This window comes from Mesorhizobium waimense, from assembly GCF_003601975.1.
GTDB lineage: Bacteria > Pseudomonadota > Alphaproteobacteria > Rhizobiales > Rhizobiaceae > Mesorhizobium > Mesorhizobium waimense.
This window is the reverse complement of sequence record NZ_QZWZ01000005.1, coordinates 54,456-79,839: the sequence shown is the minus strand read 5'-3', so window position 1 is coordinate 79,839 and position 25,384 is coordinate 54,456. Positions and strand designations below refer to the sequence as shown.

17 protein-coding genes are annotated in these 25,384 nt (G+C 63.0%); 6 read left to right on the top strand and 11 right to left on the bottom strand.

Annotated features, from left to right (window positions below; translation table 11 throughout):
* Positions 1-149: 149 nt before the first annotated feature.
* Together D3227_RS08480 and D3227_RS08475 are read left to right on the top strand one after the other, a co-directional pair.
* Positions 150-1,541: an FAD-binding oxidoreductase gene (locus tag D3227_RS08480; protein ID WP_120013679.1), complete on the top strand. Its 1,392-nt coding sequence runs from the start codon at positions 150-152 to the stop codon at positions 1,539-1,541.
* Between the two features lie 385 nt (positions 1,542-1,926).
* Positions 1,927-4,476 carry a caspase family protein gene (locus tag D3227_RS08475; RefSeq protein ID WP_120013678.1) on the top strand — a complete coding sequence of 850 codons (2,550 nt, stop codon included), beginning with the start codon at positions 1,927-1,929 and terminating at the stop codon, positions 4,474-4,476.
* Here the strand turns inward: D3227_RS08475 and D3227_RS41525 are convergent.
* Positions 4,421-4,666 carry a hypothetical protein gene (locus D3227_RS41525; RefSeq protein ID WP_167480648.1) on the bottom strand — a complete coding sequence of 82 codons (246 nt, stop codon included), beginning with the start codon at positions 4,664-4,666 and terminating at the stop codon, positions 4,421-4,423. The two genes, D3227_RS08475 and D3227_RS41525, sit on opposite strands and share 56 nt — an antisense overlap.
* A 426-nt stretch (positions 4,667-5,092) precedes the next feature.
* Positions 5,093-5,674, bottom strand: coding sequence for a DUF6931 family protein (locus tag D3227_RS08465; RefSeq protein WP_208646351.1), 582 nt, complete (start codon positions 5,672-5,674; stop codon positions 5,093-5,095).
* Between the two features lie 182 nt (positions 5,675-5,856).
* Here D3227_RS08465 and D3227_RS08460 point away from each other — a divergent pair, with 182 nt between their 5' ends.
* A complete protein-coding gene (locus D3227_RS08460; protein ID WP_120013675.1) occupies positions 5,857-6,393 on the top strand; it encodes an OmpA family protein in 537 nt (178 codons plus the stop codon).
* Between the two features lie 46 nt (positions 6,394-6,439).
* On the opposite strand, the gene D3227_RS08455 is transcribed toward D3227_RS08460, so the two are convergent.
* From D3227_RS08455 to tagH, 8 genes are all read right to left on the bottom strand, one after another.
* The gene (locus tag D3227_RS08455) at positions 6,440-8,086 is read right to left on the bottom strand and encodes a caspase family protein (protein ID WP_120013674.1); all 1,647 of its coding nucleotides are present in this window, start codon (positions 8,084-8,086) and stop codon (positions 6,440-6,442) included.
* A 212-nt stretch (positions 8,087-8,298) separates the two neighbouring features.
* Complete coding sequence (locus D3227_RS08450; protein ID WP_120013673.1) at positions 8,299-10,662, bottom strand: M23 family metallopeptidase; 2,364 nt, start codon at positions 10,660-10,662, stop codon at positions 8,299-8,301.
* Complete coding sequence (locus D3227_RS08445; RefSeq protein ID WP_167480647.1) at positions 10,659-11,069, bottom strand: DUF1036 domain-containing protein; 411 nt, start codon at positions 11,067-11,069, stop codon at positions 10,659-10,661. Before D3227_RS08445 ends, D3227_RS08450 begins: the two co-directional genes overlap by 4 nt.
* A gap of 165 nt (positions 11,070-11,234) precedes the next feature.
* A complete protein-coding gene (locus D3227_RS08440) occupies positions 11,235-13,694 on the bottom strand; it encodes a serine/threonine-protein kinase (protein WP_120013672.1) in 2,460 nt (819 codons plus the stop codon).
* Positions 13,695-13,699: 5 nt separating this feature from the next.
* Positions 13,700-14,473, bottom strand: a complete 774-nt coding sequence (locus D3227_RS08435; protein ID WP_120013671.1) for a PP2C family protein-serine/threonine phosphatase — start codon at positions 14,471-14,473, stop codon at positions 13,700-13,702.
* Between the two features lie 153 nt (positions 14,474-14,626).
* Positions 14,627-18,175: a type VI secretion system membrane subunit TssM gene (gene tssM, locus D3227_RS08430; RefSeq protein WP_208646350.1), complete on the bottom strand. Its 3,549-nt coding sequence runs from the start codon at positions 18,173-18,175 to the stop codon at positions 14,627-14,629.
* A gap of 25 nt (positions 18,176-18,200) precedes the next feature.
* A complete protein-coding gene (gene tssL, locus D3227_RS08425; RefSeq protein WP_120013670.1) occupies positions 18,201-19,706 on the bottom strand; it encodes a type VI secretion system protein TssL, long form in 1,506 nt (501 codons plus the stop codon).
* Positions 19,707-20,030: 324 nt separating this feature from the next.
* Positions 20,031-21,074, bottom strand: a complete 1,044-nt coding sequence (gene tagH / locus D3227_RS08420) for a type VI secretion system-associated FHA domain protein TagH (protein WP_120013669.1) — start codon at positions 21,072-21,074, stop codon at positions 20,031-20,033.
* A 290-nt stretch (positions 21,075-21,364) separates the two neighbouring features.
* On the opposite strand from tagH, the gene D3227_RS08415 reads away from it, so the two are divergent.
* Genes D3227_RS08415 through D3227_RS08405 form a run of 3 tightly spaced genes read left to right on the top strand, consistent with a single transcriptional unit; the run spans position 21,365 to position 24,469 of the window.
* Entirely contained in the window at positions 21,365-23,692 is a 2,328-nt protein-coding gene (locus D3227_RS08415) for a type VI secretion system Vgr family protein (RefSeq protein WP_120013668.1), read from the top strand.
* A gap of 13 nt (positions 23,693-23,705) precedes the next feature.
* Entirely contained in the window at positions 23,706-24,128 is a 423-nt protein-coding gene (locus tag D3227_RS08410; RefSeq protein WP_120013667.1) for a DUF6484 domain-containing protein, read from the top strand.
* Positions 24,128-24,469 carry a hypothetical protein gene (locus D3227_RS08405; protein WP_120013666.1) on the top strand — a complete coding sequence of 114 codons (342 nt, stop codon included), beginning with the start codon at positions 24,128-24,130 and terminating at the stop codon, positions 24,467-24,469. The genes D3227_RS08410 and D3227_RS08405 overlap by 1 nt, the downstream gene beginning before the upstream one ends.
* Here D3227_RS08405 and D3227_RS08400 read toward each other — a convergent pair whose 3' ends face one another.
* Positions 24,470-25,381 (bottom strand): hypothetical protein, encoded by a 912-nt coding sequence (locus tag D3227_RS08400; RefSeq protein WP_147377586.1) that lies wholly within the window; start codon positions 25,379-25,381, stop codon positions 24,470-24,472.
* Positions 25,382-25,384 lie beyond the last annotated feature (3 nt).

Genomic DNA, 25,384 nt, shown 5'->3' with positions numbered 1-25,384 from the left:
GTCAAGCGCATGATTTTGTGATGCCTGGATTGACGGTTTTGCTCCGCGCGTCCAACCTCATTGGCAAGCGTAGTTCGTGCAGCGCTGACCCAGGCTCTGCCCACAGGTAGGACGCCGGGAACAGGGCTTCTTCCAGGACATCCAGACCTATGACGCGACCGGTGGAACAGCTTCTTTCCCAGCTCCATGCGCGGTTCGACACCGCTTCTGTCCTGGTCGGTGACGCGGTCGACCCGCGTTACAGCGACGACCTTTCCGGAAAGAACGGAGTGCGCCCGGAACTCGTCCTGCGTCCGCGCACCACGGCGGAGGTGGCTGAGATGCTGCGGCTCTGCAACGACATCGGCCAGCGGCTTGTCGTCCATGGCGGCCGTACCGGCCTTGCCGGTGCGGCGCGCGTCGAGCCGGGCGAGGCGGTGCTGTCGCTGGAGCGGATGACCGCGATCGAGGCGCCTGACCGGGAGGCCGCGACAATCGTCGCCGAAGCCGGCGTGCCGCTGCAGGTGGTTCAGAACGCGGCCGATGCGGCCGGCCTGCTGTTCGGCGTTGATATCGGGGCGCGGGGAACGGCCACAGTCGGCGGCAATGTCGCCACCAATGCCGGCGGCATTCGCGTGCTGCGCTATGGCATGTACCGGGCGCAGGTGCTGGGTCTGGAAGCGGTGCTGGCGAACGGATCGATCCTGACCTCGCTAAAGGGGCTGCCCAAGGATAATTCCGGCTATGATCTCAACCAGCTCTTCATCGGCAGCGAAGGTACGCTCGGCGTGGTCACGCGCGCCTGCCTGCGGCTGCACCCGAAGCCGGCCACGGAGGTCAACGCCTTTTGCGCACTCGCCTCGCTCGAAGCGGCAATCGCCCTGCTCGGGCTGCTCAGGCAAAGGCTCGGGCCGTTGCTGTCGGCCTATGAGGTGAACTTTTCGCCCCTCTACGGCGCCATGATCGCCGGCATGCAGGCCCCGGCGCCGCTGCCTGCCGGTGCGCCCGTCTATGTGCTGGCCGAAATACAGGGCACCGAGTCCGACCGGGACGGAGAGCGGTTCGCCGCGGTGTTGATGCAGGCCGTCGAGGAGGGTGTGATCGATGACGTGGTCGTCTCGCAGTCGCCGCGCGAGTTCCGCGCCCTGTGGGATGTGCGGGAAGACGCCAACCGCTTCCTGTTTTCGATCGAGGGCCTGGTCGGTGTCGACATCAGCATCCCGCTGGCGCGGATGGCAGCATTCCTTCGAGATGCGGAAGTAGCGATCCGCACTGCTGACCGCAATGCCGAGATCTACGTCTTCGGCCATCTCGGCGATGGCAATCTCCACTATCAGGTGCAGACCAGCGAGCCGGCATTGGCCTATGATATCGTCTATCGCGGCGTGGCCGCCGCCGGCGGCGCCGTCTCGGCCGAACACGGCATCGGCCTCGACAAGAAGAAGTGGCTGCACCTGGTGCGCAGCGAGGCCGAGATCGCCGCCATGCGGCGCCTGAAGGCGGCCTTCGACCCGACCAACATCCTCAATCCCGGCCGCATCTTCGACGCCGCGCCCCGGTGATCGCAAGCGTGCTGACGCGGTGAGCGCGGCCGCAACTGCGGCCGCGTCGCCGCTTGTGGATACGCCCCGCGGATGCTTTGTGCGTCACGCAGACAAGGATGCGCGTTATCGCCTGACGGTGTTCAAAAGAGCTTCGCCGGTGGTAGCGACCACGTGTTGCGGCTCGCGACAGATGCCAGTCCGCTCGAGCCATTGACAATCATTGCGGACAGCCCGGCTCTGAGCTAATTTAGAGCCTAATCAGACGAGGAATGTGCCCGCTGTCGCGACGGCTTTTCTCTCTCTCTCTTTTCCTGTCTCGGCAGATTGTGACCTTTTTAACAGACCTCGATACCGCAAGCTGCATTCTTGTGGTCTCCGGGTAATAGCAGTTAAGGGATCTGCCATGCTCCGATGCTGCGCGTTCATTGCAGCCTTGATCCTCGCGGGCTTCACGGCGTTCGAAGCTTGCGCCGATCGAAGGGTTGCCTTTGTCATCGGCAATTCCGACTACCGGGACATTCCGGCGCTGAAGAACCCGGACAAGGATGCCGAGGACGTATCCAAAACGTTTCGGCTGGCCGGTTTCGAGGTCTTCGTCGCCAAGGATCTTACCAAGCTCCAATTCGAGGAGCAGTTTCGCAACTATCTCTCGGCGGTGGACGGCGCGGATCTGTCGGTCGTCTACTATTCAGGCCATGGCTTTCAGGTCGGTGGCGAAAATTTCCTGATCCCGGTCGATGCCTCGTTGAAAAAGGCGGCGGACATCGAGGTCCAGGCCATCAAGCTCAACGATGTGCTGGAGCAGTTGCGTTCGAAGTCGAAGATCCAGGTGATCATCCTCGATGCCTGCCGCAACAATCCGTTTCCACGCAAGGATTACTGGCTGCGAGACCAGCTTCTCACCGCGGGGAATACCGGCCTTGCGCAGGTGCGAAGCTCGCTGAACACCTTGATTGCCTTTGCCACCGAACCCGGGGCGGTCGCCTATGATGGCACCGGCGACCTCAGCCCGTTTTCGGCGGCGTTCTCGCGTCGCGCGCTGGCGCCGAACCAGGAGATCCGCACGGTCATGGCGGCGGTGCGCCGGGATGTGGTCGAGGCCACGAAAGGCCTGCAGGTTCCCTGGGAAAACTCGTCGCTGATCGACGAAGTCGTGTTCATGCGCCGCAGCAACCGCCCGTCGCTGCCGCCGGTGCTGGAAAAGGTCGTGTTGTCGGGGGTCGGCCCGGTTGATCTTGGCTTGCCGGAACCAGTCGATGTCGACGGCGGTACGATCACCGTAAGTGTCGAGAGACCGCCCGCGCTCGGGCGCCTGATGCTCGACGGCAAGCCTGTCGAAGTGGGTGAGCCCATCCAGGGCAGGGACCTGCCACGCCTGAAGATGGATGTCCCGAAGGGGGTCGCCGCGCAGGACGAGGTGGACATGCTGGCCTATGCCACCCATGACAATTGGGGCGGCCAAACCCAGGGCATACTGGTGTTCCGCGTCAAAAGCGGCGAAGGCGCCGAGGGCCAGCAGGTCATGGCTTCGCTCGAGGCCGAGCAGAAGCAGCAGGTTCTGGAGCGCGGCATTCACATCACCGGTGCGGCCGAAGCGATCGAAAACCGTGACATCGATATTCCGGTCGGCGTCGGCCCGGTTGCGCTGAAGCTGGATTTCCCGACCGACGATCCCGCGGTCAGCCTGAAGGTTTCGGGATATCCGGCGACGGGAACGCTTTCGCTGCCGGACCGGACCCTGTCGCCCGAATCGAGCCTGATGGCCGGTGAAGTCGACCGGCTGCGCTACGAGCCCCAGATCGGCGCCGGCGCGCCGGTCACGGTCGGCTTCGAGATCCGGGCGGACAGCAACTCGTCCAAGCCCGCGACGATGAAACTGTCGCCGACGGTTGACCCATGCGATACGGCCGCTGGCGAACCGCTCGACCTGCAAGGCGTCGTCCCTGGCCTGCTGCCGAACGAAATCGGCGCCACGGCGGTGAAGGTCTGCGAGGCCGCGGTGAAGGCTTATCCGGATGTGCCGCGCTTCCGCTACGAACTGGGGCGCGCTCTGCTTGCGGCCGGCAAGGTCGAGGAAGCGAAGACGGCCGTCGAGGAGGCCGCCAAGAAGGGACATGTCCGCGCCGTGTTCGAACTCGGCTACATGTATGCGACTGGAACCGGAATGGCGATTGACCGGACGCAGGCCAATGCCCTCTACAAGGCGGCGGCCGACAAGGGCGATCCCTATGGCATGACGTCCTGGGGCCGCGCCCTGTTCAATGGCTATGGCGTCAAGTCCGATACCGCCAAGGGCCTGGACCTGCTGCTCAAGGCGGCGGCGATGGGGCATACCTACGCCATGAACGATCTCGCCGCGATCTTCACCGAGGGCCGCAACGGCGTGACCGCCGATGCGGCTCGTGCCGTCGCCTTCCTGGAAGCCGGCGTGCAGCGGCAGGACATGTATTCGATGAACCTGCTCGGCCGCAATTACCTCAATGGTCAGGGCGTGGAGAAGGACCCGAAGACGGCGCTGGGGCTTTTCCAGAAGTCCATGGACCTCGGCCAGCCTTACGCTCCCGGCAGCCTTGCGCGCATGTACCGCGACGGTGTCGGCGTGGAGCAAGACCTCGGCGAAGCGCAGAGACTGTTCGAACTGGCGACCGCCCGCGGCGACCAGTCCAGTGCCTATGACCGCGCGGCCCTCGAAATGCAGAAAGGCGACACGGCCGATCAGGCCGTTGCCGTGCGTTTCCTTGCATTCGCGGTCGCACTCGATCGCCGCAAGGAGCTACCGGACGCACCGAAAGTACTGGCGCAGTTTGGAGCGAAGCCGAAAACGGCGGCGTTGAAAGAGCTGCGCCAGGAGCTCAAGTCAAAAATTTCCGCGTCCGGTTCGCTGGACGCACAACTGGTCAGCGTGGCCAGGCGAGTCTGGGAAGAAGCCAATCCGCGTCGGGACGTGTTTTGATCAACTGGGAGGCAATGGTGGGCAGGACATCGAAGCAGGCAATCATCGGAACAATTTTGTCCGGCCTTGTAGCGGGGCTCATGGGCTGCACGTCCTTGGTGCCCCAGCCTGAACCGACGCCACTTGTGGCGAAGCCCCAGCCGAAGGTCGTACGCACGGTGCCGCCGCCAAAGAAGAAGGTGATCGTCAAGAAAGTGGCCCAGCCGGCTGAGGAGGTCCAGCCGGTTGAAGAAGCCCCTGTGAAGCCGCCCGTCGTTCCCACTGCGGGTGGAGGCGGAAGCGGAGGCGGAAGCAGCGGTGGCGGCGGCGGCTGGGGAGGTTGATCAGTAAGTGTTAGGCGGGGAGGCGTTTCCGCCGCAGGCAGCAATCCAAGCGCCGAACACCGCGGTCCGCCAGCAAGCGCTGGCACTACGCGGGCAGGCTTCGTGTTCCTATGACTGCCTTTGCGCGCCATCCCGCAACTCAGGCCGAGCGGGTGTTTCAGCTTTAGGAACGATCGGGGGCGGATGCTCTCCGGGGCAAGTGTTCCATGGTCTCGGCCGGCATCGCGTGGTGCCGGTATCGAAGCGGAAGTCTGTGGTCCTGGGCAGGGGGCCATGCCCGAAATCGGGCAGAACTAATACGTGGCCGCCGATTGGTGCTGTGCCTCGATCTCCGCCATCTGGATGCCCATTTCGACAAAGGCGGAGAGAACGGCAAAACGGTCCTCGAGCGCAACACGCGCCAGTCCGGCCAGAACCCCTGCGTTGACCGCGTGGGCGGCGGGGAAGGCTTGCAAGTCCGGTGCCGCTGCCGGGTCCATGGTCGCCAGGCCGATGTCATCCCATCCCGCGGCCAGGGCGATCCAGCCGCCCGGCGTTACCGGCTGCATTGCGGCAGCCGTGCTCACCGCTGCGCGATGGTGAGGACTGTCGGGTTCGCCGACCCGATCGCGAACCAGTGCGAGCAGCTCCTGATCATTCCCGTCCAGCAGTTCGGTCAGATGGCTCAGGCACTCATGCGCCCACCAGAGGGCTGCCCGCTCGGGAAGCAGATAGGCGCAGAACGTGATCGCCTCCTCCGGCACGCGGCCGGCGAGGAGGGCGCGGCAGAATTCGATCGAAGCCTGTTCGGTCGGCGGTGTGCGCATGTCCCGGGCAATAGCGGGACTAGCCATGAAAAGATCCCGTGCCGTTCTGAATCGGAGCCCGTTGGCCATGGCCGCCACGCTTTCCCCCAGGGAATATACTCCACTCAAGCGCCCGGCGAGGCGCGGGTCAAGTCTCTCCTTTGGCTAGGCCGAGGCCGACCGGCCGCGTGCGTTTGTTCACAGACAATTGCCGCAAGATTTGGTATAGTCCGCGGCTGGCAAAATCGGATGCTCAGACAGGAGTAACCGCAATGCATTTCGGCAGTTCAGCCCTCGTGTTGGCGGTCGTGGTTTTTGCGACCCACGCCTCCGCCGATCCAACTCAGAAATCGGAAGACATCGTGAAGTTCTTTGCCGGAGCAGGCAATCTCGGCGCGGCGCGCGGCATCTGCGTCGGCACCGAGGAAGAGTGCAAGAGCAAGAGCGAGACGAACAAGGCGCCGGCCAAGAAATCCAGCCTCGACATGCTGATCAATTTCGGACTGGATTCGGCCGAGCTCAATGCGACCGCTCGCTCCGAGCTCGACGAGTTCGCCAAAGCGCTGAAAGACAGCCGGTTGAGCACACTCAGCTTCGTCGTCGAGGGCTACACCGATGCCTCCGGCTCGGCCCGCTACAATGAGGGACTGTCGCAACGAAGGGCGCGATCGGTGACCGCCTTCCTGACGTCCAGCGGCGTCGACGTCGCCCGCATCAAGGCGATTGGCATGGGCGAAAACAATCCGCGCGCGCCCAATCCCTATGATCCGGTCAACCGGCGGGTGGAGATGCGCATAAGCGCGCAATAGCCAGCGCCGGCCGGCGCATATCGCGCCGGCTCAAGAGCCCAGTCCGTCAGTCCTTGTTGAGCACGCCGCCCACGGCCACGCCGGTGCCGAAGATCAGCGCCTTGGTCAGGAAGTCGTTGTTGTTGTTCTCAGGCGGCGGGGAGTCTTCCCGCCCGACCAAGGTATCGCGGTTGGTGCGCTTCTTCTGAACGACCTGCTGCTGCTTCTTGCGGGGTTTCTGCGCCACCGGCTTTTGCGCGCGGGCCTTCTGCACCGACTGCCTTTTCGGCTGCTCCGCTCGGACCTGATCGGCGGCGTGCCTGGCGCGTACGGCGTCCATCATCGGATCCGTCTGGACAACCAGGAACGCCAGTTGCTCGCGCGTCAGGAAGGTGGTGGGCGGCAGCCCGTTCTTCTCTTGCCAGTCGCCGATCGCCTGGCGGGTCTTAGGCCCGATGTTTCCGTCGACGCGACCAAGTTCGTTGCCCAGCGCTTCGACGCGCAACTGCAGGTCGATGCGACCCTCGCGATCGAGACCGATGGCACTTTCCGTCAGCTCGGAACCGAGCGCCTGCTTCATATCGTCCGAAATGCCGACCGTCGTGCGCACGGCAGAGCCGGAGTTGGCGTTCGCCTCGTCCGCATCGAGTGCCGCGACCTGCCGGTCTTCGGTTTTGGGGTCGTTCAATTCATCGATGCTCAGCCGGGCCACGGTGGCAAAGCGGCCACTTGGAAACTGCTCCAGATAGGCTTCGTAGAACGGCACCGAGTTGCGCTTGGAGGCTTCATCCCAGAGGCGCTGCTCGACTTCCCAGGACGGAGGTTCACCAACCACCAGGGCGGGAGCGGCTGCCGCCGCGGCGCCGGCTGCGTCGGTGGCCGGTTTTGTTACAGGCGCCGCCACGACGGGTTTGCCAATGAAGACCTCGCGCCCCAGCGATGCGTTGTGCCATGGCCGCTGGCGACCTTTGGTGGTCTCGGTCACTTCGCCGCGCACGCGGGTCAGCGCGCTCTGGATCTCAATGCCTGGTTCGGTCAGGTGCCTAGCGAGCGCGGTGGAGTAGGGGCTGTTGACGCCGTTGCCGTCGAAGGCGATGGCGCCCGGATCCGTTGCATAGGCAATCAGGATGCCACCGGTGCCGACGCCTTCCGATCTTGCTTCGATCGGCGCCAGGCCGGAGCCCAGCGAGCGCGACTTCGGCAGCGAGGCAGCCAGCGTCCTGGCGAGCGGATTGTCGCGGCAGGCATCGAGGATGATGACGCCAACCGCCGGGTCGGCTGGCAATGCTGCCATGAACTCGTCGATCTGGACGGTGCGGGTCTTGAGATAGGCGGGCGACGTCAGTTCGGCGTCTACCGGGATGAGAAAATTCTTGCCGTCGACCTGCATGCCGTGGCCGGCATAGAAAATGACGGCAAGGTCGGCGTCGTAGGATTGCTCGGTGAACCGGCTGATCAGGCTGTGCATGCCCGCATTGTCCTGATCCACCCCCTCGATCACCTCGAAGCCGGCATTGCGCAGGGTCGATGCGATCAGGTGGGCATCGTTGGCAGGATTGGGCAAGGCAACCGCATGGACGTATTTGCTGTTGCCGATCACCAGCGCGACGCGTTTAGCATCAGGCGCGGCAGCATCGGGTGCCGCAGCCTGGGCGCCAAGCGAGGCCAGGACAAACAGGATAATTCCGCTCACAAGGACGGCGAACGCTTTCATGGATCAGCCCTCCGCCCCACCCGGGGCGCGCTATTGATGTCTGCGCATGCTAACTTTCACTAGCGACACAGTCGCTTCTGCCAAAACGGCTCTTGAGCGTATGTGATCTCGACCACAGTTTTGGTTCACAAAGAGCCCGAAAAAAGTTCGTTATTGTAACACTTGGCGGCAGGAACACCAACGATGACGGCGAAACGCTGCAAGGGGCAGGTTCAAAGAGTCTTCTGAATCGAGCCTATGAGGGCCGTGACGGCCTGCTTGTATTTTTCGAACTCCGGCGATGTCTGCCGGATTTCCACCGTGGTCGTTCCCTGGCCTGTTCCGGTCGTCGGCGGGAGCTTGCGGCCCATCTTCCTTTCGGCCCAGTCGACGACGTAGCTGGCGGACTTGCCGGTGAGAAACGGATTGGCCTGGATGACGGCCGACCCGAGCACGGCGCTCAATTGCGACGACCCCGGCGACGCCAACACCTGATGCGCGCCTTCCATGCCGAGGAAATGGCAGAGATAGAGCCGGCCGGCGGTGATCTGGTGGCCGCGCGCCCTGAGATAGGCTTCGCCTTCGCGCGCCAGGTTGCGCACCATCTCGCGCGAAAGCGTGGCATCGTAGCGCAGCGCGAGCAGATCGGCGGTCGACAGCGTGCGGGCGAGATCGGGGCGGTAGGTGTTCATCATCCGGATCCAGGTCTTGGATATGAACTGGCCGGCGCCGGTTGCCGAGGAGAGCGGATTCTTGGCGCGGGCACTGCCGCCGCTTTCGACATGGACGATACGGTCGGTCAGCGTTTCGACGGCAGGATCGCTCGTTGTTGCGATTGCCGCGGTCACGTTGCCGAGCGGATCGATCGCCTGGCCGTTCTGATAGAGTTCGAAATGCAGATGCGGTCCGGTCGACAGGCCGGTGGTGCCGATATAGCCAATGACGTCGCCGGCCTTCACCTTGGTGCCGACACCGCTCGCTATCGCGAATTTCTGCATATGCGCGTAGCGCGTCTCGCGCCCGTTGCTGTTCGCGATCTTCACCAGATTGCCGTAACCGCCGCCGTCGCCCTGGAAGGTGATCTCGCCATCGAAGGCGGCTGCGATCGGTGTGCCCACGGGGGCCGCCCAATCGACGCCCTTGTGGATACGAACCACCCCCAGAATTGGGTGCTTGCGCGGGCCGAAGGTCGACGTCATGACGCCGTTGACCGGCGTGACCATGCCGTTGGTGACCGTCAGCGAGCGTACCTGATCGTCGCCGCCGACGCAGGCGAACTGGCCGTCGCTCTGTTGGAAGACGAAACAGTCGAGGCTTTTTTCCGTACCCTGCACACCGACATACAAGACCCGCCCGTCGGTCTCACTCTTGCCGCGCGGTGTTTGCGAATAGATCAGGACCAGACGCTGGTCCTCGCTGGCGAAGGCATCCAGGTCCTGTCCTCTCGACAGATACATGATCGCTTCGCCGATCACGCCGGTCGGAACCTTGTTGCGCGCGGCTGTCGAATAGATTGCGTCAAGCAGGCGATACTGCCGCTTGTGCGTGCCTTCCTCCTGTGCCCCCGAATAGTTGAACAGATCCTCGCGCACCCAAGGGTCGACACCCGATACGAATGCGCCCGTGGCGTTGCGCGTCAGCGTGCCGACAAAGATGTTCTTGGCGTAGATCGAAACCTGCATTAGCGACATCGTCGTCGTCTCGCGCGTCGGCCTGAACCCACGCATGGCGACGACATAGCCCGGCTCCAGGCCGTCTCGGTTGAACAGGCTTTTGAGGGCTTCTCCCGCCTGTTTGGCATCCTCGGCGGAGAAATGCGCGTCGAGCGCAACGCTGTCCAGGCTGCGATCGTTGAGGATCTTCACGAACGTGTCTTCGGTCGCCTCGAAGCGCTGATACTCGCTGGTGACGGTCGCGACGCTGGTGTTGTTTTCGATCTGGGTCTTCTGGAACGCGGGAAGGGCGGCCTCGCCGGCATCGATTGTTTCGCCCCAGCCGGCTTCAGGATCGTCGGCATCCGCCTGCGGCTGCGCAGTGGCCGGAGCCTCTCCCGCTACCGGCGATGGCTGAAGTTCGTTCTGCAGGTCGCTGGCTGGCGCGTCGCTGGACGGCACGTCGCCGGACGGTGGCGGCGCGGTCTGCCGCTGCGCCTGGAAGAATGCGAAATCCTCCTGCGTCGACGGGATGGTGGTCATGAATTTTTCACTGGCGCTGAGCATCACGTCCGACAGGATTTCGATCTGCGGAGAGACGCCGGCCTGATCGAGCTCCGCCGGCCGCGCGATCGACTGGGCCTTCGACGAGGTGTCGGCATCGGGGGCAAGGGTGATCCACATAGGGTCCCCGGCAAGATCGATGATGGCCGGCACATAGACCGACGCGTCGGCCGGCACGTCGTCGGCGCCTTCGACGGCATGCAGTTCCTCGTCCTCGTCGCCAAAGGACCAATAGTCCGCGGTAAGATAGAAGCCGACGCCCAACGAAATCACCGCAAGCACGGCGAAGCCGGCAGCGAGGCTCAGCCACAGCCTGCGCCTGCGAAGCGCCAGGCGTGCCTGCTTCTTTGCTTTGAAGCTGGTGTCGATGCTGTGCGTCACGGATTGCTTCCGGTCAGGAAAAACGTCCACCGCGCCTGTTCGAGCGTGTCGACTTCGAGAAAGCCCGCGGCGATATGGCCGCGCTGCCAGCATTCATCGATGCCGCGGATCGAGAAGCGCCGTCGCTCGATGCACATTTCGGTCGACCCGTTCAGGATCGCATGACCGAAGACATCGGTCGCATAGATATAGACGTAGCGGTTGGTCAGCTCCTCGCGGATCACGTTTACGCACTGGTTCGCGCCGATGGTCCACCAGCCGTCGGTCTGGTCGGCATTGTCGACCTTCTGGCCGACGGCGAGATTGACGACGTCGAGCGTCTGGTTGCAGACGGTGAATTCGGCGCGCGCGGGATTGGATGACAGGATGGCCAGCAGTGCCGCGCCCAGGATCACGGCAAGCTTCATGCGCCCCGTCAGCAGCGCTCTATCTCTTTGTTTTGACGCAATTCCGGACGGAAAACCGCTACGCACTTTTCCTGGAATTGCTCTAGCCCAATCACGCTGTTGCTTGGGCGAGAGGACGGGCGGGAAGGAAGAACGCATGCGGCGGAGTTCCATCGGGCGCCCATGCTACCCGCCGAGCCGGAAATATTTGGCGGTGGCGGAGAATTCTGATCCGCTGGTCTCGATCTCCTCGAGAATCTTGGGCAGCACCACCGAGGCCGGCGTCGGCGCGGAGAAGGCCGCCGCCTGGATGTCCTGCGGGCCGGTGATCACCAGGATGATCTGCGGCACGGCCTTGCCGGCCGCCTTGTCGGCGGCGCCGAGGCCGATCGGGATTTTGAAGGTCGCTCTGTCCGATTGCACGACCATACGGTCGTCAAGGTTGAAGGCCATGCCCTTGTGGTCGATCAGCAGCACGCTGGAGATCAGGCCGCCATGCGTCACCAGCGTGCCGCCGATCGGCGAGCCGTCCGGCACCGATGTCCGATCGAGAACGAGCTCAGGCTTGTCGGCGGCGGTCCGGCCTAGAAAGCTCAGGAAACTGGTGATCTCGCACTGGGTCGGTTCGATGAGGCGGACGCTGATGTCAGGCTCGACCTGGAACCTCGCCTGGAAGTCATGCAGCATGCGTTCGAAGGGCTGGACTTGCGTGCCAAATCCCTCGATCGCGGCGGATTTGTCGGTCGCGGCCGTGAGGGTCGCATAGAAACAGTCGCCGCCGCCGAAGTCGCGCACCCAGGAGGCGCGCAGCGCCATCGCGCCGACGGGGGGCGGTGCCGGCGGCGTTTCCGGCTTGGGCACGTTCAGGGCGACATCTGTGTCGTCCGGCTGCTCGGCCGCAGGCGGTTCGGTTGGCGGCGCTGGTGTGGTCGTGGCTTCCGGCTGGCTTGCGTCCGGTTGTGACGTTTGCGCCGTAGTATTAGGCTTCGCGGGCTGGCCCGCCGGTTGCTCGGGCTTCTGGGTCACCACGATGTCCGGCTGCGGCGGAGGCGGTGTCACAGCTTTCTCGGCCGGTGTCGGGGCAGGTGCGACTTTGACGGGTGGCGGGGCGGGAGCGGCCTTGGCGGGCGGCGTAACCGTCTCCTGGCTGTCGCCTGTCACGGCCTCCGGCTGGTTTGCCGGCGGCACCTTTTCGGCCGGCGCCAGTTCGATTGGCGCTTGCGTCTCGCTTGCCGTCGGCTTCGGGGTTTCCTCGACTGGCGGGAGAGGTTCGGGCGGCTGTGCAGGCTCCGGCTTTTGGCCGGCCACGGTATCCGCCTGATTTTCAGCAGGCGGCGCAGTTGTCTGCGCTTGAGGCTGCTCTGGCGGTGTCGGCTTTGCCGATTCCGGCGCGTTGGACGCGCTATCGTTCGGGGCCGGCTTTGGTGCCTCCGGCACCGAAAGCGTTGTCTTGCCGGCAGGCGCTGGCGGCACCGGCGTCAGGATGCCGCTGAGATAGACGCCCGCCCCCGATACCACGGCCAAAGCCGCCACGGCGGCGATCGCGATGTTTCGGATCCTTGCGGGCTTTGCGGCGGCAGGAGGCGCGACCGCGCGTGGGGCGGCGGCCGAAGGTCGCGGTTCGGACAGATGCGCGGGTCGGACATGCGGAACGAAGCGCTGTCCGTCGGGGGCCCTTGAAGGCTGCTCCTGGGTTCTGGAGCCAGGCGCCAATGTTCCTCCAGCTCGTGGCAAGCCCGGCCGCTCGCGCGGCTTAAGCGAGGCCGGCGGCGCCGTTGCTTCGCTGTCGGTGTCGTCGCGAGTCATCCTGGCGATTTCAGCCATGCTGGCCGGCCGGTCGCGCGGATCCGGCTGCAGCATCGCTTCGACAATGTCCCTGAAATCGGCATCGATGTCTGAGAGGTCAGGGACGGTCCGGCGCTTTTCCACGATCTCGAACTGGGAGCCGCTCATGTCGATCGGCTTGCCGCGGAGCGCCGCGGCCAGCACCAGTCCCAGGCTGTAGATATCGGACTGCTCGCTGACATCGCCGCTGTAGAGGCCAAGTTGCTCGGGCGAAACATAATTGTACTTTCCAGCGAACTTTCCGCCGATCAGCGTCTCGCCGCCCACGGTCGCCGAACGCGCGATGCCGAAATCGATGATCTTGGCGCGGTCGACCCGGCCGCCTGGCAGGATGATGTTATCGGGAGAGAGGTCGCGGTGTATGGCACCCGCCTGGTGCACTGCGCTCAGGCCGGAGGCGAGGCGATGGCACAGCTTGCGCACGTCCTGCAGCGCCATGGCGCCGCGCCGCATGACGTCGAACAGCGATTCACCGTCGACGAACTCCATGGCGAGGTAGGGGCGGCCAATGCCTGGATCGATGGTGAAGACGTGGTAGCGAACGACCGCGTCATGCGATAGGTGATTGAGGATCGACGCTTCCTTCTTGAACAGGGACAGTATCGTCTGGTCGCGGGCGAACTCGGGCAAGACGATCTTGATCGCGACATGGTCGCCGGTCTGAATGTTGTGGCCACGGTAGACCTCACCCATACCGCCGAATGCAATGCGCTCGTCGAGTTCGTAGATGCCGCTGAGCTGCGTGCCCACGCCGGTGCTGGCCAGGTTCGGCGAGATTCGCGTCTTGTCGTCGGCGCTCATCAGCCTCAATTCTCTGTTCTGTGCTGGCTCGGATGCAGCGTCTGCCCGTTGCGCGCATCGCCGATCTTCACCAGCACGATGGTGACATTGTCGGTTCCGCCGCGCGCCAGCACCGTTTGAAGCAGGCTTTCGCATGCCGCGCGCGGTTTGCCCGACACCGCCGCGGCCTCGATCTCGGCGTCGCTGACATGCGCCGTCAGCCCATCGGTGCCGAGCACGAAAATGTCGCCCGGCATGAGCTCGCCCTGCTGGAAATCGATGACGACATCATCGCTGACACCGACCGCATGGGTGATGACATTGCGGCGCGGCCAAGTCAGTGCTTCGGCCTCGCTGATGACGCCGCGGTCGAGAAGCTCCTGAACCTCGGTATGGTCCCTCGAAACCTGCGAGATCGACGCGTTGCGGATCAGGTAGATACGGCTGTCGCCTGCCCACAGGCAGGCAAAGCGCCCATCCATCGCCAGAAGGGCGGCGAAGGTCGAGCCGATGGTTATGCCGCGTGTTCGCGATATCCTGCGGATTTCGGCATTGGCCCGGCTCAGCCTGTCCTCGAAGCGTGCGCGAAGGTCGGGTGCCGAACTGGCTATGCCGATCGTTGCCAGATGATCGACGATGCTGGCCGAAGCAACCTCTCCAGCCTCATGTCCACCCATGCCGTCGGCCACCACCCAGAGGCCGGTTTGCGGCTCGACCAGATAGTTGTCCTCATTGTGCTCGCGCACACAGCCCTTGTGACTGACGCCGAAGCTCTCAAAGGGAAGGGCGACATTGTTCAACTTGCCACCAAGCGCTTCTCAAGCGTCCTCTGTGGCGCACCGTCGGGCGCTCGCATGCGCCAGTCTGCCACAAGCGCAAACATTAGAGTATCGAAATCAAGGCTCGGGGGTCTGTGGGCCGGGCAGGGTATCGTCAAGGACTGAAAGGCCATCTCAAAACGCTTTCGGACAGCTGAACGCGGAAAGTGCGGGAAGCAGGAAGGGGACGGGGCCCGAGCCGGCCTGCAACGTATAAGCGACATCGCGTCCGCCGATGACAAAGCGCGCCGCCATATTGCCTTCGCTGCCAGTGATGGCCGCCTTGTCCAGCAGCCGCTTCAGCGCCCACGGACCGTCGAACTTGATGGCGGATTCGCGGCCCGGCATTTCCGGCGTGAGGCTGAGGCTGGCGGACGAGGACGCCGTGCCGTTCGGCCAGGCCACCGTGCTCGGCGTGTTGCCCGCCTGGCTGCTCTGGACGGTCTGTCCGTCGACGTCGAGCACCGCTTGATCGGCGTCGCCATGCAGTGAAAACGGCGTGAAGGTGATACTGATCGAGGGCACCGATCCGCCGAGCGGGAAAAAGGCGGTGCGGATTTCCGCAGCCAGCTGGAAGTCCTTCAAGGTCGACTTCGAGAGGTCGCGTCCGAAGCGCGCCTCCTGTTTCCAGCTCCAGTCCTGGCCGGTCATGTCGATCAGCGAAGCGAGGTTCTGCGCGAAGAACCGGTCCATCACGCCGCCGGGTGCGAACAATTTGGCGAAATCCGCCATCGCAATGTCTTCTGTGCCGTTGTTGGCAAAAGGATAGCGGCCGTTGACGGCCTCCTCGCAGGGCTGCGTGACCGTCTGATCGAGCGCCTGGTTCAAATTCGCCACCGAGGTCTCGGTGACGTTGCCCTCGAACTCGTCGGCCGTGGCATTGACCATCCGGGCGAGTTGCTTGGGCAGACGCGAGACATTGGCGCGCAGCGTGGCGATCTGCAGCTGCAGGTTCGCGTTGATGCGTTCCGTCTGCGAAGGGACGTCGACCGCCAGTTTCAGGCTCTGGTGGATGTCGCGGAAATTCTGGGTCAGCGCATCGATCGGCCGGCGCCCGGCGGGGCCGCCCACCAGAGCCTGGAACGACCTGAACTGCGCCTCGATATTGGCGCCAGGATGTTGGCCTTGCGTGCCCGCGGTTCCCGTGCCGGCACGGCTTTGCGATTTTCCGCTGCCGATCTGTAAGCCGATGCGAGCCAGGCCCCTGGCGATATCCGCAGTGTCCTGCGGCTGGTTTCGAGCCGTGCCGGTGTCGGCCTCGTTGCCAGGGCCGATGTCCCGGGTCAGAGCTGTCTCATCGGCGATCGCGGTAAAAAGCCGGTCGATCGGCGAGCCTGGCGAGGAGGCGGCGGACAGCGCAATGTAGTTCGGCTTATCCTTCAGCATCGCCTTGAATCTCAATTGGTCGAGAATGGCGTTCCATGCCGCGGCGAATTCCTTGCCGTAGCGGTCGAGCAGTTCGGGGCCGAGCTTGAGCAATTCCTGGTCGATGCCACCCTGCTCGCCACCGCCGCCCAGAACCCACTGGTCGTCGACCAGCATCTGCGCAATGCGCGAGAGCTGTCCGAGGTAGAAGTCACTGAAGCCGGCATGCGTGTAGAGACCGGGAACGCGAAGATCCGACAGCTCGCTGCTATCGATGCGCTCGAACAGCAGCTGTGCTTCCGGGCCGGCTTTCGCGGCAACGGAAAAATCCTGCAGTGCCGCCCCGTAAATCGCCGATTTGATCAATGCCGTGGCACGATCGGCAAGGCTCATGCGTCCGAGCGAGCGCTGCGCGGCTTCGACAAGCGGCCGGTTGAGTTCGAAGACCGGATCATAGGCGTCGTCCAGCGCAAGCATGGCGCGCAGATGCTTTTCGAGTTGCGCCCGTCCCTCGCGGTTGTTTTCGCCCGGATACCGGTTCTGCTCCCAATCCTGCCTCATCCAGGAAACGATCAGCTCGTCGTCGACCTTCGGCGCCTTGCCGCCCAGCATCAGATAAATTTTCAACGGTTCGTAGAGCGCGGCGGGATCAGCCATCTTGGCCTGGATCGTGCGTTCGGCCTGAATGAGCAGCCGCGAGCGGAACGTTCGCTCCAGCGCCTGACGATAGGCCGCCTTTGATGCCGATAGCAGTCTTTCGCGCTGGCTGAGGCCGAAGGTTTCCTCGACCGGTGCCGGCACGTCACCCGTCTCATACCCGGCAGGCAGGTTGCGAAGCTGGTCGAGTGGGCCGAGGACGTTTTCGAGGTCGACGTCGGTAACCGTCGTGCTCTTGAGCAACGCGTCTGCCGTCTGGCGATATTGGCTGATGGCTTGCGTGGTGGAATCGATCAGCGACCTGTTGTCGGCAAAGCTCAGCGCCAGCGTGCCCAGCACCGCAGCTGCGATCAATGCGATCGCGCCAAAGCCGCCATATCTGGCGATCGCCGCACGCCGCTCCGCCGCCCTGTCGTAGGAGACCCAGCCGGACTCGGCGAAAATGACGCCGGTCAGCAGGTCATGCAGAAAGAAGCTCTTGCCGGTGCCGGAAAGATGCGCCTGGGAGCTGCTGCCGAAACTGCGGCCGATCGTGCCCAGCAGCTGGTCGATCGGCGTTCCCTCCTGCGTGCCCGACGAAAAATAGAGGCCGCGCAGGGTGACGTTCACCTGGCTGCGGGCCGGATCGAATATGCCGGTGACAAACCCGGAAATTCGGCTCCTCAGCGCGGCGAATTGCGCCGGAAAGCCGAAGATGGCGATGCGCGCGACCGGATCGGCTTCTTCCTGCAGGCGGTCGGGGATCTCTTCCGCCAGTTGGCTTGCCAGTGCGTCGAATTCCGTGGCGGCCTCGCCAGCCATGTTCTTGTTGCGATCCGCGGTCTGGAAGGTCGCGCCCCAGACTTTGCGCCGGCGCGCTTCGTCGAAGTCGCCGAAATAGTCCATGAACCCGGAAACAAGATCGGCCTTGGTGAAAAGCAGATACACCGGAAACTGGATTTTCAGTGTCTCGTAGACTTCGCGCAGACGACTGCGGATCTCCGTGACATGGGCCTCGAGTTTCTGATCGTCGAGGCTGATGAGATCGGCCAGACTAATTGCCAGAATGACGCCGTTGATCGGTTGCCGGGCGCGGTGCGTCTTGAGCAGCGACAAGAAGGCGAGCCAACTGCTCTTGTCGCGCTGTGCGTCGGACTCCTGCATCGTGTAGCGCCCGGCGGTGTCGATCAGCACGGCCTCGTCGGTGAACCACCAGTCGCAGGACCGCGTGCCGCCGACGCCGGCCACCGGCTGGGCATCGCCCGAACCGGCAAGCGGAAATTTCAGGCCCGAATTGACCAGCGCGGTCGTCTTGCCGGCACCTGGCGGGCCGATGACGATGTACCAGGGGATCTCATAGAGGAAATTGCGCTTGCCGCTCGAGCGCTTGAGCGTCGCGATCGCCTCGTTCATGCGCGCCTCGAGCACCTGCGAATCGTCATTCCTGTCGCGGTTTCCGGTGATTGCAGTTTCGAGTGCCTTTTGTGCCTTTCGCATCCGCCAGAAACGCCAGCCCCAGGAGAGCGCCACGATCGCCACGATCACGCCGATGATCGTCGCGCGCAGCCAGATCGGTCCCAGCGGGCGGGTGTCGGCGAAACGGATCAAGGGGCCGGCAAACCACACCGCCGCCGAAAAGGCGGCCAGCGCGAGGATGCTGACTATCCGCAGCAGCCAGTCCATCAGCGGCGCCTCCAACTGGGCGCGCTCACAATGTCTCCTCCCGCGGGATCATCACGTCGACACGGCGGTTCCTGGCGCGGCCTTCCGGCGTCGCATTGTCGGCGATCGGCTCGTCTTCGCCCTTGCCGTCGACCATGATGCGCGAAGCGTCCTTGAATTGCGGTGCGATGATGGTTTCGACGGCCTTGGCCCGAGCGACGGAGAGGTCGAAGTTGGATTTGAACGCACTCGATTTTCGCGGCTTCACATTGTCGGTATGGCCGACAATCCTGATTGGTCCCGGTTCGGGATTCAGAGCGGCGGCGATATCCGCGGCAATCGCCTTGAATTCGGGCTTCACCTCGGCCTTGCCGGGCTGGAACAACACCAGATTGTTGATTTCCACCACGATGAAATTGCCCTTCGTGCCGACGCTCAGTCCGCCGCCCTCGACCTCCTTGGCGAGTGCCGCGCGGATGCGGTCGAGCTGGGTGCTGGCGGCGGGCGGGGCGGCTTTCACCGGTTTGGCCAGCGGCGCCACGCTGGCGCGTTCTATGGTGATTGGCGTCGACGGATTGAGCGCCAGCAACTCACCGGCGAGCGCATCGCCCTCATCGGTGATGGTGACCCGCAAGGCGAAGAATGCCGCCGTCAGCAGCGCAGAGGCGGCGGCGGCAACGACCCAAAGCGGCAGCCGGGCGGAAGGCGGCGCCATCGTCGCCGCCAGGCCTTGCCAGTGGGGGGAAATATCTTCGCCGTCACGCGGCTTGAAATAGCGAAGCGTCTCATAGACGTCGCGCCGGACGCGTTCGAGATTGTTGTCTTCGCGCGGCAACCCCCGATACTGGCCTTCGAAGCCGAGCGACAGGCAGGCATGCATCAGTTCGAGCAAATCGTAATGCGTTTCAGGTTTGGCCAGAATCTTGTTCAGCGCCTCGTAGAAGCCGGTACCGGTGGGTTCGACATGGAAGAAACGCGACACCATGCCGTGCTGCACCCAGGCGTCCTCTTTGGGCCACGGCAGGTTGCCGACGAGGTCGTCGACGGTTTCGCAAAGAGCAAACTTTGCGATCCGTGCATCCTCATCGGCAATGCCGGATTTCTCCAGCGACCGGTCGAACTTTTCGATCGCTTCGGCGATGTGTTCTGAAAGTGGCTGCGCTTCTCTTTCGACCGGGATAAGCCTGAGCTGGCCAAGCAGCATCAGCACGGGAGCTGCCGCGGCGAGGATGGGGTTTTGGGCCGCATATTTGACGCTGTCGGCGGCATCGATCAGCACAGCCTGCTGCAAGACGGGCGCTGCCGCGGAAGCGCCGGTTGCGCCGGCGACACTGGGTGGCGCCCCTTGATAGATCACAGTTCCGGACGTCCAGCCCACCGGCGCATGGCTGCCGACGCCGGGATCGAAGACCGTTGACTGCTTGGCCGGCGCCGGCTGTCCGCCATCGGAGCCGGGTTCCTGCGGAATCGGCGCCGGTTTGCGCTCGCGCCGCGGCGTTGCGCGAATGACGGTCTTGCCCGCGGGGCCGAAAGGATCGTCCTTCGAGCTCATTGCCGATCCGCAGTCCACGCGCGGTACCTGCGTTCGTGCCAGATCGGCGCGAAACGGTCCCTGGTCAGGTGCAGGAAATGCGACCTCCGCTGACGAGGGCAGTGTCCGGAGGAAGATTGGCTACGAAACGCTATCCCGCCGTAACATGACATTTGCCGCAGACCCCCAGGTCAATCAGCCGTACCCGCTTGGCGAACTGTCGTATGTGATCGTAATCTCAGAGATCGCCGATGGGAAGGACGCTGTACGCCGAGAGCTTGTTCTTCGCCGGCCAAGCGTAGGGCATGGTTTCCGGGACCTTGCACCAGGCTTCAGGTTGGCCGTCTATTTCTGCTTGTCGGCCTTGGCATAGGCGTCGCTGAAATAGGCCAGGAATACATCCAGCATGCCGTTTTCGTGGGCTTCCTCCATGCTCCGCCATGTCGCGACAAGGGCATCCCAGGCCTGGCTTTTCTTCGACGTGAACGAGGCAGGCGGCAGCTTCCTGGCCACCGCTTCGGGCGACAGGTCGTCGAGCAGCCGGGAGAGCGCGGCCTGCATGGCGGCATAGGTGGCGAATTCATGCGCCTTCAGGTCGCGGAAAGCGTCTTCGACGCTGTGCCTGGCGTCGAGATAGCCGGCCCTGCGCCGCGCGAACATGATTTCAAGGATGTCGTCGGTTCCAGGCACGAACTTCAGGGGATTGTTGTCCGTGGCGCTGATCATCGTGCGGTGCGTACTCTTGGCCAGGATTTTCGCGGCCGCACGGGCTTTCAGCAGCATCGCCAGTTCCTCGACCACTATCCGCAGCACCGCGCCGATCTCGGCGGCGACCTCATGCGGGTCCCGCGATTGAAGCAATTCCGGCGAGATGCCGGCCGCGATGGCGATTTCGCGCAGCACCTCGTCCCTCGTCGAGGGGAGGGACATGGGTTGCGGCGACGGCGCCGACACCGGCGCTCGCTCCGCCGAGCTGAAAGAAGGCCTGTCCGCGAAGTCCTGCGGCCGGCCTGTTGCGCTCGGCATTTCCCGTTGCGTCGAGCCATGGCCTTGAGGATGACCGGTCGTGGCGCGTTCGTCGTCGATCGATACGAAAATGACATAGCGGCCGATCAGCAACCGGTCGCCGTGACCGAGCCGATGCGGGTCGGCCATGCGCTGGCTCGAACCATTGATGAAGGTCCCGTTGCGCGAGACATCGTAAAGCCAGAACGCGCCTGCCTGGTAGCGGACCTCGCAGTGCCGGCCGGAGATGAACTTGTCCGGGTCGGACAAAGTCCAGTCGCAATTTTCGCGGCCGATCTCGAAGCTGCGGTCACGGGCAGCGTAGCCGGGCGAGATGTCGGCGGGCAGGGCGTCGACGTTGTTGATCTGGAGACTGATGAACATCTGCAATAGCCGCGGACCGCTAATCGATACTTCGCCATTCTAGCAGCTTGTGAGCACGGCGGGACAGCGGCGTTTCAGCCGGTCGATCGCTGGAGCCTGTTACCGATTTTAACCCCACTTTAGGGCAAGGTTCGGTCGCCGCTTGTTCTTTTTGGCCGGCGGGAAAACATATGCTAGGCTGAATAAGGCCTTGTGTGGCGATCCAAGAAGCTTCCGAACGTGATGCGGTTAACATAGCGGGAACTTCAAATCCATCACACTGGCGGCCGCGTCCTGGAGGGGCACGACCCATGCCGAACGAACGTGCCACGGTTGTGCAGACGCCGGTTGGCGCCGAGCTGTTGACGTTTACCCATCTTGTCGGTCGCGATGAGATCAGCCGCTGCTTTGCCTATACGGTGGGTTTCGTCAGCACCAGCCAAGATGTCGATCCGCTGAAAATGCTGGGAGGCACCGTTTCGGTCGAAGGCGAATCCGATCCGAAACGTTGGTTCAGTGGGCTTATCTCCGAGTTTCGGCTGACCCGCATCGAGGACCGGTTGGCCTATTATGAAGCGGTCGTCAGGCCGTGGTTCTGGTTTCTCGGCAACACCACGGATTGCCGTATTTTCCAGAAGAAAAGCGTCCCCGACATCGTCAAGGAGGTCTTCAACGATTCCGGCATCGCGGATTTCAGTCTGCGCCTGCAAGGGTCTTATCCGCCGCGCGAATATTGCGTGCAGTATGACGAGACCGATCTGGATTTCGTTCAGCGCCTGCTCGAGCATGAAGGCATCCTGTATTTCTTCGAGCACGATGAGGGCAAGCACACGCTTGTGCTCACCGATGCGATGAGCAAGCTGAAGCCGGCGCCGGGTTACGATAAGGTGCCATATCATTTCGAGGGCCAGGGCTCGCGGCGCGACGTCGAATACATCACCGAATGGATTCCGGGAAGTTCGGTGCGGCCGGGCGCCTACGTCCACACCGACTATGATTTCGAGAAGCCGGGCGCCAGCCTCATGGCCAAGTCCGCTCAGCCGTTCGGTCACAAGCAGGCTGCGGGCGAGAATTACCGCAACCCCGGCGCGCATCTCGAATTGGGGCGGGGCGACACTTTAGCTGCGATCCGGCGCGAGGAAATTCAGGCCGTTCACCAGCGCATTTCGGCGGTCGGAACGGTGCGCGGCCTGTTTTCGGGCTGCACGTTCAACCTGGAAGGCTTTCCGCGCGAGGACCAGAACCAGGAATATCTGGTGGTCAGCGCCGAATACAGGCTGTTCGACCCCGGCTACAGGGCTCTTGCCGACGTCGGCAGCGAGAACTTCAAGGTGATCCTCGGGCTGGCGCCGACCGCCTTGCCCTATCGCCCGCCACGCATCACGCCGCGGCCGATCATGCGCGGGCCGCAGACGGCGACGGTGGTCGGCCCGTCCGGGCAGGAGATCTTCACCGACAAATATGCCCGTGTGAAGGTGCAGTTCCACTGGGACCGCCTGGGCAAGAAGGACGAGAACAGCTCGTGCTTCGTGCGGGTCTCGCAGACCTGGGCCGGCAGCAACTGGGGTTTCATCCAGATACCGCGCATCGGCCAGGAGGTCATCGTCGACTTCATTGAAGGCGATCCTGACCTGCCGATCATCACCGGCCGGGTCTACAACGCCTCGCAGATGCCGCCCTACGGGCTGCCGGGCAACGCGACGCAATCCGGGTGGAAGTCGGACTCCTCGCTCGGTGGCGGCGGCTACAACGAGCTGATGTTCGAGGACAAGGCCGGCTCCGAACTGGTCAACTTCCAGGCGCAGAAGGACCACAAGCTCCTCATCAAGAACGACCGCACCAAGCTGGTGCAGCACGACCAGTCGGACCGCATCGACCACGATGCGAAGCACTCCGTCGGCCACAACCTCGACGAGGACGTCGGCAACAACAAGACGGTCAAGGTCGGCGTCGACCAGACCACGAATATCGGCAACAACGATACCGAGACGGTGGGTGTCAATCGCTCGCTGACGGTGGGGTCGAACGAGACGATCGGCATTGGGTCGAATTCGACTGAAACCATTGGCATCGCGCACACGCAAACGGTGGGAGCGGTACAAACGATCACTGTCGGAGCGGCTAGGGTCGACAGTGTCGGAGCATCCGAGACCCGAACCGTGGGTGGCCCGCAAGCGAATACGATCGGTGCGACACGGTCGGTAACCGTGGGGGCGGCGCAGAGCCACGACATCGGGGCTGCCGACAGCTGGAACATCGCGGCGGCGCAGAGCGTGCAGATAGGCGCCGACCAGAGCTTCAAGATCGCAAAGAATCAGGGCACCGACATCGGCGCAGATCGCTCTGCTAAGATTGCCAAGGATGATCTTACCGAAGTTGGCGGCAATCGCGCGCTCAAGATTGCCAAGAAGAGTTTGGTGGAAATTGGTGAGGATGGCGGGATCAAGGTTGGGAAGACCTTGTCGATTGAGGCGGGCGACGCGATCGTCATCAAGTGCGGATCGGCTGCGATCGGCATGAAGAAGGATGGGACGATCACCATCGAGGGAAAGGACATAACCATCATCGGGTCAGGCGAAATCGAGATGAAGGCTTCAAAGAATATCACGATGAAGGGCAGCAAGATCAACCAGAACTGAGAGACGGTACAGGATGGCCAGAGCGGTCACGAAAATCGAGGGCGTGGTAATCGGGATATTCTTAGGATTCGATGATACCATGCCACTGGTCGTTTTTCCCGGTAACCCGAAGGAGACAGCGCTTCCGGCGCGCAGCCTCACCGAACTGACATCTTCGATGATTGGCTCGGAAGTTGCGCTGCTGTTCCAGGGAGGTGACCCACGGATGCCTTTGATCGTCGGGCGCATTGTCGATCCTGGCCGTAAATCGGCGGCGCGGGTCATTCGGGACGGGGAGAGTGTGCAAATTAACGCCGACGAACGTCTTGAGCTGCGTTGCGGCAAAGCCACGATTGTCATGGAAAAGGACGGGCACATAACAATTCGCGGCACCTACCTTGTCAGTCACGCGAGCGCATCGAACCGCATTCGAGGCGGTTCGATCAACCTGAACTAATGTCTGTTCCGGTCCTTCGCGAGATCGTGCGCCAGCACGCGGAGATGGCTGCCTTCCTTTGGACGGCTTACGACTACCATCTGCTTCATCCAGAAGAGAATCCCGACATGGACGAAGATCGGCTAGCGCGATTGGTAGAACGGCTGGAGGCGCACCTGGACGGATTGCGCGTCGCGGGCGATATAGGTCGCGAGATCGCCAATGAACGATTTGCCGAATATCCGGAGGCGGGCGAATTATTCGTCATTAGGATGCTTCAACCCACAGCTCAGCCGATTGCCGTATCACAGCTGAATCTTGCGAGTGTGCGGAAGTATCTCGCCGCTCATCTGCCACGCTGACTATTGGATCAAGCGAAGGTCGGTGCCGTCATAGTCAAGCTGTAACGAGTTCCATTTCTTGCCGTCGAAGCGCCAGGCAATGCCATTTCCGACAAGATAGAGATACTCAGCGTCTGAACGCATGTCCCAGCCTGTACCGGCAGGGTGGAACTGGACGAGCTGGTCGCCTTGCTCTCGGTAGATGCCAAACTCGCTGTCGCCCCAGTATACCTCCCCCTGAAACTGGTGAACGCAGAAAAATCTGCTCTTTGGGGCTTCCAGTTCGATCATTTCCTCGTTCACCACACGGATACACGTGCCGTCGTTGCCGCAGGCCCGAACGACGCCATCCGGCGTTACGAACACGCCCCAAAGATCGTTTTCGATGGGCAGATCGATTGCCCTCCATCCGTCTCCGGCCAGCCGCTGCAGAGTTCCTACCTGCCCCACGCAGTGGATAAGATCGCGCCGTGCTCCATGGACGTCTCGCAAGCGATGAGGGCGATCGGGTTTCAACGCCGACCAAGCATTCCCGTCAAACGCCCATGACTGCCCCTTGTCTCCAACCATGAGAGTGAGACTGTCGCCGTAGGACCACACACGCTGCATCAAATTCTTTGCAACTTTCGTCGAGGTCCAACTGCCATTGCGGTAACGCCAGACCACCCTTCCCACTTCAAGGGCAAAAAGGTTGGTGAGGCTTGGCGAGGCGAGAGATGCAAGCCAGTCGTTAAGCTTCAAGGTTTGGCTCTGGGTTCCGGGAGCGAAGCTACTGACTTCGAAAACAACGGAATAGGCGATGTCGTGGTCCTGCGTTCCCAGTTCGAAAAGGAGGGCGCAGTGATCCCGTCCGAACGGTACGATCTGCATACATTGCGCATGATACCGTGGGTCCCGGAGGATCGTTTCGATGTCGTCGGTGAACTTGCTCACGGC

What these genes read in the sequence shown, in the direction of transcription:
- D3227_RS08480 (WP_120013679.1), top strand. Translation starts at nt 150, where the DNA reads ATGACGCGACCGGTGGAACAGCTTCTTTCCCAGCTCCATGCGCGGTTC.
- D3227_RS08475 (WP_120013678.1), top strand. Translation starts at nt 1,927, where the DNA reads ATGCTCCGATGCTGCGCGTTCATTGCAGCCTTGATCCTCGCGGGCTTC.
- D3227_RS08465 (WP_208646351.1), bottom strand. Translation starts at nt 5,674, where the DNA reads ATGGCCAACGGGCTCCGATTCAGAACGGCACGGGATCTTTTCATGGCT.
- D3227_RS08460 (WP_120013675.1), top strand. Translation starts at nt 5,857, where the DNA reads ATGCATTTCGGCAGTTCAGCCCTCGTGTTGGCGGTCGTGGTTTTTGCG.
- D3227_RS08455 (WP_120013674.1), bottom strand. Translation starts at nt 8,086, where the DNA reads ATGAAAGCGTTCGCCGTCCTTGTGAGCGGAATTATCCTGTTTGTCCTG.
- D3227_RS08445 (WP_167480647.1), bottom strand. Translation starts at nt 11,069, where the DNA reads ATGAAGCTTGCCGTGATCCTGGGCGCGGCACTGCTGGCCATCCTGTCA.
- D3227_RS08440 (WP_120013672.1), bottom strand. Translation starts at nt 13,694, where the DNA reads ATGAGCGCCGACGACAAGACGCGAATCTCGCCGAACCTGGCCAGCACC.
- tssM (WP_208646350.1), bottom strand. Translation starts at nt 18,175, where the DNA reads ATGGACTGGCTGCTGCGGATAGTCAGCATCCTCGCGCTGGCCGCCTTT.
- tssL (WP_120013670.1), bottom strand. Translation starts at nt 19,706, where the DNA reads ATGAGCTCGAAGGACGATCCTTTCGGCCCCGCGGGCAAGACCGTCATT.
- tagH (WP_120013669.1), bottom strand. Translation starts at nt 21,074, where the DNA reads ATGTTCATCAGTCTCCAGATCAACAACGTCGACGCCCTGCCCGCCGAC.
- D3227_RS08415 (WP_120013668.1), top strand. Translation starts at nt 21,365, where the DNA reads ATGCCGAACGAACGTGCCACGGTTGTGCAGACGCCGGTTGGCGCCGAG.
- D3227_RS08410 (WP_120013667.1), top strand. Translation starts at nt 23,706, where the DNA reads ATGGCCAGAGCGGTCACGAAAATCGAGGGCGTGGTAATCGGGATATTC.
- D3227_RS08405 (WP_120013666.1), top strand. Translation starts at nt 24,128, where the DNA reads ATGTCTGTTCCGGTCCTTCGCGAGATCGTGCGCCAGCACGCGGAGATG.